Below are 12,842 nucleotides of genomic sequence, written 5' to 3' on the forward strand. Positions count from 1 at the left end.
AAGTTGGCGGCTATGAGTCCCACCCTGACCTTCACGGATCGCGGCATCTACTGCCCGGCTGGTGATTTCTATATCGACCCCTGGCGCCCGGTGGAGCGTGCGCTGATCACCCATGGCCATGCGGATCACGCGCGCTGGGGGCACAAGAGTTACATGGCCACGCACGCCGCGCTGCCAGTGATGCGCCACCGGTTGGGTGAGATCACCACGCAGGGCATCGACTTTGGCGAGACGGTGCAAATCGGCGATGCTACGGTGTCATTTCATCCTGCGGGGCATGTCCCCGGCTCAGCGCAGATCCGGGTTGAGGTGGGGGGCGAAGTCTGGGTGGCCTCGGGCGACTACAAGGTCGAGGCCGATGGGCTATCAGAGCCGTTCGAGCCGCAGCGCTGTCATCATTTCATCACCGAATCGACCTTTGGCCTGCCGGTCTTTCGCTGGCAGCCGCAGGCAGTGATCGCGCAAGAGATCAACAGCTGGTGGGCGCGCTGCGCTGCCGCTGGGAAAACGGCCTTTCTGGGCGCTTATGCGCTTGGCAAGGCGCAACGCCTGCTGAACATGCTCGACCCGGAGGTTGGGCCGATTCTGACACATGCGGCGGTGGAAAACACCAATGCGGTGCTGCGGACGCAGGGCTTCGCTCTGCCGGAGACCATCGCTGCCACAGCCGAGATTGACCCTAAGGCACACAAGGGTGCACTTGTGCTGGCCCCGCCGTCCGCCTTGGGCAGTGCGTGGGCCAAGAAGTTCGGCTCGCAAGAGACCGCCTTTGCCAGCGGCTGGATGCAGCTGCGTGGGGTGCGGCGCAGGCGGGCAGGCGACCGTGGGTTTGTCATTTCCGATCATGCCGATTGGAACGGGCTTCTAAGCACCGTCAAGGAGACAGGCGCGGAGCACATCTATGTCACGCACGGCTACACGGATATCTTCGCGCGCTACCTCTCAGAGAACGGCTGGCAGGCTGAGGTCGTGCCCACGGAGTTCGAAGGTGAAACGCTGGATGCGGAGCCCGCTGCGTGAACCGCTTCGCCGCTCTCTTCAACGCCATCGATCAAAGCACAAAGACCACCGTGAAGGTGGCCGCCCTCGCGGACTATTTCAGAGATGCACCGGATCAGGACCGCATGTGGACCATCGCGCTCTTCTCCGGGCGGCGGCCCAAGCGGGCGGTCACCACGACCAAACTGCGCGAATGGGCAGCAGAGCAGGCCGGCATCCCCCTGTGGCTTTTTGAGGAAAGCTACCCCATCGTCGGTGATCTGGCTGAGACCATCGCACTGGTGCTGCCGCCGGTGGAGAGCACGTCTGACCGCAGCCTGTCGGACTGGATCACGCAGCTGCGCAGTTTGAGCGATGTCGAGGATGCCGACCGGAAAACCGCGGTGCTGGAGGCCTGGACCCAATTGGGCGGGACGGAGCGGTTTGTGTTCAACAAGCTGATCACCGGCGGGTTCCGAATGGGTGTCAGCCAGAAACTGATGACCCGGGCGCTGGCCAAGGCTACGGGCAAGCCGGAGGCGGAGCTGGCGCATCGGCTCATGGGCAATTGGCACCCCGATGACACCACATGGGAAAGCCTGATCGAGGCCGAGGATGCCTCCGCCGATGCCTCGCGCCCTTACCCCTTCTATCTGGCCTACGCGCTGGAGGATGGCCCGGATGCCCTGGGCGCGCGCGAGGACTGGCGCGCAGAGTGGAAATGGGACGGCATTCGTGGCCAGTTGATCCTGCGTGATGGGCAGCATTTTGTCTGGTCACGCGGCGAGGAACTGATGACCGATCGCTTCCCCGAACTGGCGCGCGCGGTTGATTTCCTCCAACCCGGAACAGTACTCGACGGCGAGCTATTGGTCTGGCACCCGCAAACCGACAGCCCGGCCAGTTTCAACGCGCTGCAACGCCGGATCGGACGCAAGACAGTGCCGAAAAAGCTGCTCGTTGAAGCACCCGTGGTGCTGCACGCCTATGACCTGCTCGAATGGCAGGGGGCAGACCTGCGCGACACCCCCTTCGCCGAGCGCCGCGCGCTGCTGGAACAGGCCTGCGCAGATCTGCCACCCGAAGCGCCGGTGCGGCTCTCGCCGCAGCTGGACTTCGACGATTGGGACGATCTGGGTGAAATCCGCGCCGTCGCGCGAGATGAGAACGCGGAAGGGCTGATGCTTAAGCGCGCCGACAGCCCCTATCTTGTCGGGCGCAAGAAGGGCGACTGGTGGAAGTGGAAGCTCGACCCGCTGACCATAGACGCGGTGATGATCTATGCGCAGGCAGGCCACGGGCGGCGGGCCAATCTCTTCACCGATTTCACCTTTGCGGTCTGGAACGGCAATGATCTGCTGCCCTTCACCAAAGCTTACTCCGGCCTGACGGACGCCGAGTTTCGCGAGATCACAAAATGGGTGCGCAAGAACACGCTGCAGCGCTTTGGCCCGGTCCGGCAGGTGACGCCGCACCATGTGTTCGAGATCGCTTTTGAAGGCATTCAGGCGAGCCCGCGCCACAAGTCTGGCGTTGCCCTGCGGTTTCCGCGTATGTCGCGCTGGCGGCAGGACAAACCGCTGCAAGAGGCCAACACGCTGGAGGATTTGAACGACATGCTGAGGATCTATGGATAAGCCAGACGCATTGATACCCCCTGCCCCACAGGCACCCAAGCGCCGCGCGCCTGAGGGCGCCTGCGACGCACATGTGCATCTGGTCGGAGGGCGCGGCGAGTTCCCGCTGTGGGACGGACGTGTTGAAAACCCCGCCCCCGGCCCGGACCTTGACGGCTGGCTTCACATGTTCCGCACCCAATGCGACACGCTTGGCATCTCGCGTGGCGTGATCGTGCATTCGATCCTCTATGGCACCGACAACAGCGTCACAGTCGAGGCTGTGCGCAGGATGGGCGCGGGCTTTCGCGGTGTCGGTCTGCTCCCCGATGGTGCCCCTGAGGCCGAGATGGACCGGTTCGTGGATTGGAACATGGTTGCCGTGCGCCTGAACTACGTACACGGCGGGGTGCTGAGCTGGGAGGGCGCCAAGGCCATGTCCCCGGCGCTGGCCGAACGCGGGCTGCATATTCAGATGCTCTGCCACGCCGACCAACACATGGGTGAGTTGGCCGAGGACGTCCGGAAACTGCCGGTGGATGTTGTCTTTGATCACATCGGCTGGCCCAAAGACGCGCTGACGCCGGACAGCGCGGGGTTTCGGACGCTCTGCGCGCTTCTGAGCGAGGGGAAGGTCTGGGTGAAACTCTCCGCGCTCTACCGCATGTGTGCAGCCCCCTATACGGATGCGGATCCGCTGGTTGCGGCGCTGATCGCAGCAAACCCCGAGCGGTGCCTCTGGGGCTCCGACTGGCCGCATCTCATGCTTGCAGATGCGACAATGCCGCAGGCGGCGGATCTGCTCAACGCCTTTGACCGCGTTGTACCAGACGCGCAGACCCGCGACCGAATCCTCGTCGATAACCCGGCAGAGCTGTTTGGTTTCGGCCCTTCAGGGGAGGCATAACGCCGGTCGCTAGGAACAGCTGCCCTCCAGACCGACCATGCCATTGCCCACACCGGTCACCGTGAGCGTGCAGGCCTGATCGCCCGCTGCCACATCGATTGACGTGCCCGAGGCCACGGCGACGACGTCGATGCCGTTCACCGCCAGACGCGCCGAAGACCCATCCGCCGCCAGAGCCGACACAAAGACCCGCAGCGCCCCATCCGCCAGTGACACGGTTGTGCCCGGCGTGTGACCGTCCTCGGGCGCAGGCGGAATATCAGCAGCCGCTGCGTCCGTGGCCTGTGTGGTTTCAACTCCGCAGTCGGAGCCAATGATCGCACCCGCCTCCGTCACGTCGGCCAGCGCCACCGCGCACTCACCGCCGTCCAAGGCGACTGCCGCTGATGCGCCGATGCTCAGGCTTTGCGTCTCGCCGTTCACGCTCACCCGCGCGCTGCCACCGTCCTGATCCACTGCCGAGACAAAAACCCGCACAGCCCCATCGGCAAAAATCGCCGTCTCTCCCACGCCGCGGGCCTCTGAGGTCGGCATGTCCAAATCCACAGCCTCGGCGGGCGCGGCCTGTGGGGCCTGCGCCATCTGCTCAACCAGATCCGCAAGATCGTTGGCCTGACCTTCGGTGGCCGCAGAAAGCGCCGCCATTTCGACGGCCGTCTCCGTTTGCAGTGCGACCAGCCGTTCGTCGAGGCTTGCCGCACTTTCGCTGAGTGCGGCTTCAAGCTCAGCGATCCGGGCCTCAAAACCCTCTGTCGCGGCAGCCATGGCCGCCTCCGACGTCTCGCTCGTTTTGCCAACGGCACGTTCGATCTTGCCGTCCGTCAGCGTCCCGCTGATGGCCACCGAGAGCAAGACGCCAAACAGCAAGCCCCCTCCGACGCCCACGGCCATTTGACTTTGCATCTGTGATCCCCCTCTATCTCTGTTAAAAAACCAATGTCGCCTTGATATTCGACCCATGTGATACTGCGAAGTCTAGACCAATCGCGGCGCATTCTTAAGAATTATGTGCCCCTGACCGGTTGCGAAGCGCGCGGCAGGGTTTTACCTCATCCGGGACGCGCAAGGTCTCGGGTTTCAACACCGCGACCGCTGCCCCGACGGATCAGGAGACCACCATGTTCAACCGCCCGCTCTACGATGCCAATGCCAACGGAGGTGCCAGCCCGCTTGGCGATCTGCCGGAATGGGACCTCAGCGATCTCTACACCAGCGAAGACGCCGCGGAGCTGAAGCGTGATCTGGATTGGCTGGAGCAGGCCTGCACAAGCTTTGCCACCGACTATGAGGGCAAGCTGGAAGGTCTGGACGCGGCAGGCTTTCTCGACTGTGTGCTGCGCAACGAAAAGATCAATCAGGTCGCCGGGCGCATCATGTCCTTCGCGGGCCTGCGCTATTACCAACTGACCACAGATGCGGGCCGGGCCAAGTTCATGGCCGACCTGCAGGAGAAGATCACCAATTTCACCACGCCGCTGGTGTTTTTTACGCTGGAGATAAACCGGCTGGCCGATGATCACCTCGATGGTCTTCACGCGCAGAATGCCGATCTGGCGCGCTACAAGCCCGTGTTTGACCGCATCCGCGCGATGAAACCCTACCAGCTCAGTGACGAACTTGAGAAGTTCCTGCATGATCTGGGCGTCGTCGGCGACGCCTGGGAGCGGCTTTTTGACGAGACCATCGCGGGGCTGGAGTTTGAGGTGGACGGCGAGGCGCTGAACATCGAGGGCACGCTGAACCTGCTGACCGACCCCGACCGTGCCAAGCGCGAGGCGGCGGCGCGGGAACTGGCCACCGTTTTCGCCGAGAACATCAAGATCTTTGCCCGCGTGCACAACACACAGGCCAAAGAAAAAGAGATTGTCGACCGCTGGCGCGGGATGGAAACGGCGCAACTCGGCCGTCACCTCAGCAACCAGGTGGAACCAGAGGTGGTCGAAGCGCTGCGCAATGCGGTCGTCGGGGCCTACCCCAAACTCAGCCATCGCTACTATGAGCTCAAACGCAAGTGGCTGGGCCTCGACAAAATGCAGGTCTGGGATCGCAACGCGCCGCTGCCTATGGAAGACACGCGCATCGTCAACTGGGCTGAGGCGGAAACCACGGTGATGGAGGCCTACAACGCCTTTGATCCGCGCATGGGTGAGATTGCGGAACCGTTCTTCCGCAAAGGCTGGATCGATGCAGGTGTGAAACCGGGCAAGGCCCCCGGCGCCTTTGCGCATCCAACCGTGACCAACGTGCATCCTTACGTGATGCTGAACTATCTGGGCAAACCGCGTGACGTGATGACGCTGGCGCATGAGCTGGGGCACGGGGTGCATCAGGTGCTGGCCGCCGAGCAGGGTGAGATGCTGTCATCAACGCCGCTGACGCTGGCCGAAACCGCAAGTGTCTTTGGCGAAATGCTGACCTTCCGCAAGATGCTCGACGGCGCAACCGACACCGCGCAGCGCAAGGTGATGCTGGCGGGCAAAGTCGAAGACATGATCAACACCGTTGTGCGGCAGATCGCGTTCTACGACTTCGAATGCAAGCTGCACGCGGCGCGGCGCGGTGGCGAGCTGACACCGGATGATATCAACGCTCTGTGGATGAGCGTTCAGGCCGAAAGCCTTGGGCCTGCGTTCGAGTTCATGGACGGCTACGAGACGTTCTGGGCCTACATCCCGCATTTCGTGCATTCACCCTTCTATGTCTACGCCTATGCCTTCGGCGACGGTTTGGTGAACGCGCTCTACGCGGTTTATGCCGAGGGCGACGCCGGCTTCGAGGACAAATATTTCGAGATGCTCAAAGCCGGGGGCTCGAAGCACCACAAGGAGCTTCTGGCCCCCTTCGGCCTCGATGCCTCAGACCCCGCCTTCTGGGACAAGGGTCTGAGCATGATTTCCGGCTTCATCGATGAGCTGGAGGCGATGGAAGACTAGGCTCAGGTCAGCGCCAGATCGTCCCGGGCGGAGAGAAACCCTTTGACGATCTGGTGAATCCCCTCCGACCCGCCCGCCAGGATCAGAGCGGTGAAGAGAATATCGACGGCCACAAAAAACTCCGGCTGATCAAACAGGCCAAAGAATTGGCGGGCATCCGTCGCGGCAGAAATATCGACAAATTCCGCCAGAACCGTCGTCCCCGTCAGGGCCACAAGCCCACCAAGGATCGTCGCCGTGGTCGCCGCGAAAGCCGCCTTTTCAGTGCCCAACTCCTCGCGCAGCGGCATCGCCGCCTGATCAGCGGCAATCTTGTCGCGCTTGGCCGAGGCAATCAGCCCACGCAAATGCGCAATATTCTCATTCTTTGCCGCATTCGCATCCGCCAGCGCGGTCTGATCACTCATATCCGGGATCGTTTGCAGCAAGGCCGCATCGAGCGCCGCCTGCAGGATCGCGCATTTGCGCTTGAGGGTCACAACGGGGCTGTTGATCTCCAGCTCGCGCTTGATGAACTTGTTGTTCACAATCACTTCGACTGCGCGTTCGATCAGCAGGGCAAAGAACATCAAGGCCAGCAAATGGGTCACCACAAGCTCGGCCAGATTTTGTTTGAACGACATGCTGCCAAAACCGATCGCCGCAGCGTAAGCCGCTACAGCCGCGACGATGAATATCGCAAAATAGGGGCCATACTTCATTTTAATCTCCTAAATCAAAGTTTTATCAAACGGATCTTGTTAAAATTCACCTCCACCAACGCACCCTGAAAAAAGGGGCGCTCCATACGGGTCGGGTTTGACAAGAAAACCTTGCGGCACGCGCTCCCCCAGCCTCGCACAGAACAGTGGATATGCAACAATATCCCATTTCGCGCATTCGATCTACTGCCGCGCCGAAACATGCAAAAAGCCCGGACGCCATATCTGGTGTCCGGGCTGGTGTGTCGCCTGTCCTTTAGAGGGTCGCAGGCGCTCAGGCGCTGGCCAGCATCCCTTTCTCGCGCGCCAATTCGCGCATCCGCTTCTGCAGCTTTTCAAAGGCGCGTACTTCGATCTGGCGAATCCGCTCGCGGCTGACGTCGTATTCGGCGCTGAGGTCTTCCAGCGTGACCGTCTTGTCCGACAAACGCCGTTGCGTCAGGATATCCTTCTCCCGGTCGTTCAGCACGCTCATCGCATCACCGAGCAGCTCCCGCCGCGCTTCCAGCTCGTTGCGCGCCTCATAGTCGCCCGCTTGATCGGCATCCTCATCCTCAAGCCAATCCTGCCACTGCATCGCCCCTTCGGTGTCAGAGCCGACAGTGGCATTCAGCGAGGCATCGCCGCCAGACATGCGGCGATTCATGGAGATGACCTCATCTTCGGTCACGCCCAGATCGGTTGCGATTCTGGCCACGTTTTCCGGGCGAAGGTCGCCCTCTTCCAAGGCCCCGATGCGGTTCTTGGCTTTGCGCAAATTGAAAAACAGCTTCTTCTGCCCGGACGTGGTGCCGAGCTTCACCAGGCTCCAGCTGCGCAGGATGTATTCCTGGATCGAGGCACGAATCCACCACATGGCATAGGTGGCGAGGCGGAAGCCCTTCTCCGGGTCAAAGCGCTTCACCGCTTGCATCAGACCCACATTGGCCTCCGAGATCACTTCGGCCTGCGGCAACCCATAGCCGCGATAACCCATGGCAATCTTGGCCGCGAGGCGCAGATGCGAGGTCACCATTCTATGAGCCGCAGCTGTGTCTTCCTTTTCGACCCAGGCCTTGGCCAGCATATATTCTTCTTCCGGTTCCAGCAGGGGAAATTTCCGGATTTCCTGCATATAGCGGTTTAATCCGCCCTCCGGCGTCGGCGCCGGTAGATTTGCATAATTCGCCATGGGAGCCTCCCAATGTTTACAGGCTTAACATAGAATATGGGGCCTGAACCGATCAGTTCAAGTCGGCGCCCCGGAAAATGTTAACGATCACGGTATCGCCGAAGCGTTAACGAAAACCTTACGCGCGGCGCCAGCGTTAACACTTCACATCCCTGTGCCATCACGCAGGCGTGCAGACTGTGTCAACCCGCGCCCAAGCTTGTGAGCAGATCGGCGATATCCTGCGGCAGCGGTGCCTCAAACCGGTGCTTTTCCCCCGAAATCGGGTGTTCAAAGCCCAAGACCGCCGCATGCAGCGCCTGGCGCGGGAAGGTTTTGACGGCCTCGGACGCAGCCTCGCCGAGCGCCTTCGCCGCAAGCTTGCGTTTGCCACCGTAGGTCGGATCGCCAATCAGACCATGACCCGCATGCGCCAGATGCACGCGGATCTGATGGGTGCGCCCGGTCTCCAGCCAGCATTCCATCAGTGCCACAACCGGCGGCGTGCCAAAGCGCGCGACGGTTCGAGCCCGCGTCACCGCATGGCGGCCGCCGTCAAACAAGACCGCCTGACGCTGGCGGTCCGTCTTGTGGCGCGCCAGCTGCGTGGTGATTTTCAGAATGTGCCCGGGCTCGAAATTCACGCCCTTCACTCCGCGCAGACGCGGGTCACTGCCATCGGGAACACCGTAGACCACCGCGTTGTAGTAGCGCTCCGCTGAATGCGCCTCGAACTGCGCGGCCAGCCCGTGATGCGCAGCATCCGATTTCGCGACGACCAGCAGGCCCGATGTGTCCTTGTCGATGCGGTGCACAATACCGGGGCGTTTCATACCACCCACCCCGCTCAGGTCTTCACCGCAATGAGCCAGAAGCGCATTGACCAGGGTGCCTGACGGCGTGCCGGGCGCGGGATGCACGACCATGCCCGCCGGTTTGTTGATCACGATGAGGTCCGCGTCTTCGTAAACCACGTCAAGGGGGATGGTCTCGGGCAGGATATGACTGTCTTGTGCCTCTTCGACCTCAATCACAACCTCGGCTCCGGCCTCGATGCGCGTCTTTGGGTCAGACACAGGCCGGCCCCCAACCCGCACGGCGCCCTGCGCGATCAAGCGGGCCAGCCGGGTGCGCGACAGCGCCGCCGCCTCTGGCACATCGCGGGCAAGCGCCTTATCAAGGCGCGGAGGCGGTGCATCGCCGATGGTGAAACGGATGTGACGAGACGGCATGGACACCCCTGAACCGGATACGGATGCGGCCCTGCAAGAGCCCACCAACCTGCGATTTCTGCGCCGGTTGGTGACAGTGCTGACCGCAACGATGATTGGCGGTGTCATACTGATCATCGTTCTGATTGTCATGCGTTTCAACGCGCCGCCCCCAGATTTGCCCGACAGCATCGTCCTGCCGGGAGGCGCAAGCGCGATCAGCTTCACCCAAGGGCCGGATTGGTATGCGGTGACAACCGATGCGGATGAGATCCTAATCTTTGACCGGGTCACCGGGCAACTGCGCAAGACTATCACCATCGACTAAGCCCCTGCCGGAGAGCCGCCCTTGGACCTCGCCCTGAAAGTCATCGAGATCACCGCGCCGGTCTTCCTTCTGGCAGGGATCGGGTTTTTGTGGGTACGTCTGGGGTTTGAGTACCGAGTTCAGTTTGTCACCCGGCTGTCGATGACACTCGCTGTCCCGGCCCTGATTTTCGTGGCGCTGATGGAGACGGAGATCCCCGCGCAATCCCTCTCGCAAATCAGCATCGCCGCCATTGTGGCTTATGCCTGCGCAGCCTTCGGGGCGTGGTGCCTGGTGCGGCTGACCGGGCTTGAGGTGCGCACCTATCTGGCGCCGATCATGATGGGCAACACCGGCAACATCGGGCTGCCGCTGGCCTTCTTTGCCTATGGCGATGAAGGGTTCGGCTATGCAGTGGTGGTCTTTGCGGTCTCGTCGATCTTTGCCTTCACCTTTGGGGTCTGGACCGTGGCGCGCACCAATTCTCCGCTGACCATGTTCAAGGAACCGATGGTGGCGGCCACACTTCTGGGCGCGCTCTTTCTCTGGCAAGGCTGGCAGACACCGCCGGTTGTCACAAACACCCTGTCCCTGTTGGGCCAAATGGCGATTCCCCTGATGCTGATCACGCTCGGGGTGGCGGTGGCACGGCTCACTCCGCAAAATGTCAGCCGGTCGCTTTGGGTGGCCATCGCGAAAATCTCGCTCTGCGTCAGCATCGGCTGGACCTTGGGGCTATGGTTCGAGCTGCCGCATGTGGCCTTTGGCATCCTCGTGCTGCAACTGGCCGCCCCCGCCGCTGTCACCAGCTATCTGATCGCAGAGAAATACGAGGCGGACGCGCAAGCCGTGGCCGGTCTGGTTGTGGTATCAACGCTGCTGTCAGTCGTCACGCTGCCGCTGCTGCTGAGCGTGGTTCTCTAAGCTGCTTGGGCTGAAGATGGTACCACCTCCTGGGCTCGAACCAGGGACCTCCTGATCCACAATCAGGCGCTCTAACCAACTGAGCTAAGGCGGCACGAGCTTCGATTTATCCGCCCGGATTGCGGATTGCAAGGGGGTTAGAAGCGATAGGTCCAGCTCTCTTCGACCAGATCCTGCCCGAAGGAGTGCACCGGATTTGAGCTCACTCTGTCCCAGCCTGTGGCCCGATAAAGCGCGCAGGCCGCCGTGTGGCTTTCATGGGTCCAAAGCTGCATGCCCTGATACCCCCGGCCTTCGGCAAAGCTCATGCAGGTTGCCAAAAGCCGCTTGCCCAGCCGCTTGCCGCGTGCCTCGGGCACCAGCAGAAACAGGCGCAGCTTGGCTGTCGTGTCCGACAGACGCACGCAGAAAATCGACCCCAGCCGCTGTCCCGCCTCCTCGGCGATCCACCCGCGCTCGACCTTCGGATCGTGCTGCGCGATGAAATCGTCGAGGATCTCACTCACCAACACGCCAAAGCTCGCGTCAAACCCTTCGGCCTGCGCATAAAGCGTGCCGTGCTGCGTCACCAACCAATCGCGGTCATCTGCCGTGAAACGACGAATAGTTACCTTATCCATATGCGCAACAAACCCTATGGCCGCTTGCCTTTCAAGGCGGTGCAAGCTAGCGATGCCTGCACTTTCAGACGGGAGAGCGCATATGAGTATCGACACCGAACGCGACATCGAAGCAAACCTTCAGATCGGGCCGACAGACAAGGGCATGGTGCGCATCTATGTGGAATCGGACGGTGTTGAGATTCCCATGGATTTCGCCCCCGATGACGCGGACGAAATCGCCGAGGAAATCGTGGCCGCGGCGAATCGCGCGCGCAACATGGCACCAAAGCGGCGTTAGCCCACGTCCAGAGCCATCTCTGGATCACGCAACCCCTGCAACCGCCGCGCAGCCGTTGTCGCCACCTTCTGGATCATCACCTTGCGCCGCGCGGCGGCCAGCTTGGCCTCGGGGCCCATGCGGATGATCTCTCCGCCATAGGGGTCCGCGATGATCAACCCGGTGTCATCCGGCAACAGCTCAGTCGGGAAATGCTCATCCACGGCCCAGAAGAAGCGGTCGCACCACGGCAAGTATCCATCCCATTTGTGATCCGACTGGAAATCCGCGCGGCTCGATTTGCACTCGATCACCCAGATCTCGCCCTTGGGGCCAAGCCCCATGACGTCCACCCGCAGACCGCGTGCGGGGATCACTTCGTCGACGCTCACAAACCCGTAGCTCGACAGAAGGCGGCTCGCCCCGCGGGCAAGCAACTGTCCGGGCTGTAGGGGTGAAGCGTCGGCATGCATCATAGTCAAACTATGAACAGATAGAGAACATCGATCAAGAGTATTTTGTGCATGCCCTTGCCCCGGCAGGCGTTGGGTCCTAAGTGCAGTGAGGACGGGTTCTGCTCTTCACGTCTACGGTTACATTCCGGTGGCCTTAAGCAAATCCGAGGGAGCTGGCTCTGTTCTGGCCCTGGTCAGTTTACCTGGCACCCACCTGTATATACAGGTCCTCGGGAATAAGAACCAAACGGTTGCTGCGGGCCCGTCACTCGACCCCAGCCGTCTTAAAACAGCTGTTCAGCGCCGTCTGTGCAGCGGACGCTTTCCTTCAACACGAACCGGGATCAGAAGCTGCTCATGCTGCGGCTGCGCAAAAATCTGACGGATTACACGAAGAATATACTCGAACATTGCCGGTCTCCTTTGACTTAAAGATGGCGACTGCTGCGTAAAAGTCCAGAGAGATTCGAGCAAAATTAGCGTTAACGGCCCCGGTTGCGGTCTCTTGCCGCAACCAATACGGGCACAGCCTGGCGAGGGCCACCGCCTCCGGTGTCGTGAGGCCGGTCTTTTTCCGCAACGGCCGTGATTGCCCAGGCAAACTGTACGCCCGAAAAGACAATACCGTTCAAAACCCAAAACACCGCGACGGCCATGAGAGCCACGTCAGAGGTGGACACCAGATGCCCGAGATTCGCCACATTGAGCCACAAAACAAGGGCCACAAAGGCGCCCGCCACGGCAAAGCCGGTAAAGGCGCTTCTCATGTACAATCTGACGA

At 61.5% G+C, this 12,842-nt stretch carries 14 protein-coding genes and 1 tRNA gene; 7 read left to right on the forward strand and 8 right to left on the reverse strand.

Annotated features, from left to right (window positions below):
- Positions 1-12: 12 nt before the first annotated feature.
- From So717_RS18930 to So717_RS18940, 3 genes are read left to right on the forward strand one after another with little or no spacing between them, the layout of a single operon-like run.
- Positions 13-1,020, forward strand: a complete 1,008-nt coding sequence (locus So717_RS18930) for a ligase-associated DNA damage response exonuclease (RefSeq protein ID WP_159980252.1) — start codon at positions 13-15, stop codon at positions 1,018-1,020.
- Positions 1,017-2,615 carry an ATP-dependent DNA ligase gene (locus So717_RS18935; RefSeq protein WP_159980254.1) on the forward strand — a complete coding sequence of 533 codons (1,599 nt, stop codon included), beginning with the start codon at positions 1,017-1,019 and terminating at the stop codon, positions 2,613-2,615. Before So717_RS18930 ends, So717_RS18935 begins: the two co-directional genes overlap by 4 nt.
- Positions 2,608-3,501, forward strand: coding sequence for an amidohydrolase family protein (locus So717_RS18940; protein WP_159980256.1), 894 nt, complete (start codon positions 2,608-2,610; stop codon positions 3,499-3,501). The genes So717_RS18935 and So717_RS18940 overlap by 8 nt, the downstream gene beginning before the upstream one ends.
- A 9-nt stretch (positions 3,502-3,510) precedes the next feature.
- Here So717_RS18940 and So717_RS18945 read toward each other — a convergent pair whose 3' ends face one another.
- The gene (locus So717_RS18945) at positions 3,511-4,404 is read right to left on the reverse strand and encodes a hypothetical protein (protein ID WP_159980258.1); all 894 of its coding nucleotides are present in this window, start codon (positions 4,402-4,404) and stop codon (positions 3,511-3,513) included.
- 215 nt (positions 4,405-4,619) lie between these two features.
- Here So717_RS18945 and So717_RS18950 point away from each other — a divergent pair, with 215 nt between their 5' ends.
- On the forward strand, positions 4,620-6,434 hold the full coding sequence (locus So717_RS18950) for a M3 family oligoendopeptidase (RefSeq protein ID WP_159980259.1): 1,815 nt from the start codon (positions 4,620-4,622) through the stop codon (positions 6,432-6,434).
- Positions 6,435-6,436: 2 nt separating this feature from the next.
- On the opposite strand, the gene So717_RS18955 is transcribed toward So717_RS18950, so the two are convergent.
- The 3 genes from So717_RS18955 to So717_RS18965 form a co-directional block, all read right to left on the reverse strand.
- Entirely contained in the window at positions 6,437-7,135 is a 699-nt protein-coding gene (locus So717_RS18955; protein WP_159980260.1) for a hypothetical protein, read from the reverse strand.
- 274 nt (positions 7,136-7,409) lie between these two features.
- Complete coding sequence (gene rpoH, locus So717_RS18960) at positions 7,410-8,306, reverse strand: RNA polymerase sigma factor RpoH (protein WP_159980261.1); 897 nt, start codon at positions 8,304-8,306, stop codon at positions 7,410-7,412.
- Positions 8,307-8,488: 182 nt separating this feature from the next.
- Positions 8,489-9,517, reverse strand: coding sequence for an RluA family pseudouridine synthase (locus So717_RS18965; protein WP_159980262.1), 1,029 nt, complete (start codon positions 9,515-9,517; stop codon positions 8,489-8,491).
- On the opposite strand from So717_RS18965, the gene So717_RS18970 reads away from it, so the two are divergent.
- Positions 9,516-9,824: a DUF6476 family protein gene (locus So717_RS18970; protein WP_159980263.1), complete on the forward strand. Its 309-nt coding sequence runs from the start codon at positions 9,516-9,518 to the stop codon at positions 9,822-9,824. The genes So717_RS18965 and So717_RS18970 overlap by 2 nt on opposite strands.
- Positions 9,825-9,845: 21 nt before the next feature.
- A complete protein-coding gene (locus So717_RS18975) occupies positions 9,846-10,727 on the forward strand; it encodes an AEC family transporter (protein ID WP_159980264.1) in 882 nt (293 codons plus the stop codon).
- A gap of 17 nt (positions 10,728-10,744) precedes the next feature.
- Here the strand turns inward: So717_RS18975 and So717_RS18980 are convergent.
- A tRNA-His gene (locus tag So717_RS18980) sits at positions 10,745-10,821 on the reverse strand.
- 43 nt (positions 10,822-10,864) lie between these two features.
- Positions 10,865-11,347, reverse strand: a complete 483-nt coding sequence (locus So717_RS18985) for a GNAT family N-acetyltransferase (protein ID WP_159980265.1) — start codon at positions 11,345-11,347, stop codon at positions 10,865-10,867.
- Between the two features lie 82 nt (positions 11,348-11,429).
- Here So717_RS18985 and So717_RS18990 point away from each other — a divergent pair, with 82 nt between their 5' ends.
- Positions 11,430-11,627, forward strand: coding sequence for a DUF6324 family protein (locus So717_RS18990; RefSeq protein WP_159980267.1), 198 nt, complete (start codon positions 11,430-11,432; stop codon positions 11,625-11,627).
- Here the strand turns inward: So717_RS18990 and So717_RS18995 are convergent.
- Both So717_RS18995 and So717_RS19000 read right to left on the reverse strand, forming a co-directional pair.
- Complete coding sequence (locus So717_RS18995) at positions 11,624-12,079, reverse strand: MmcB family DNA repair protein (protein ID WP_159980450.1); 456 nt, start codon at positions 12,077-12,079, stop codon at positions 11,624-11,626. The two genes, So717_RS18990 and So717_RS18995, sit on opposite strands and share 4 nt — an antisense overlap.
- Positions 12,080-12,543: 464 nt before the next feature.
- Positions 12,544-12,828 carry a hypothetical protein gene (locus So717_RS19000; protein WP_238841083.1) on the reverse strand — a complete coding sequence of 95 codons (285 nt, stop codon included), beginning with the start codon at positions 12,826-12,828 and terminating at the stop codon, positions 12,544-12,546.
- Positions 12,829-12,842: the final 14 nt, after the last annotated feature.

The sequence above is a fragment of the Roseobacter cerasinus genome (assembly GCF_009811755.1).
In the GTDB taxonomy this organism is placed as follows: domain Bacteria; phylum Pseudomonadota; class Alphaproteobacteria; order Rhodobacterales; family Rhodobacteraceae; genus Roseobacter; species Roseobacter cerasinus.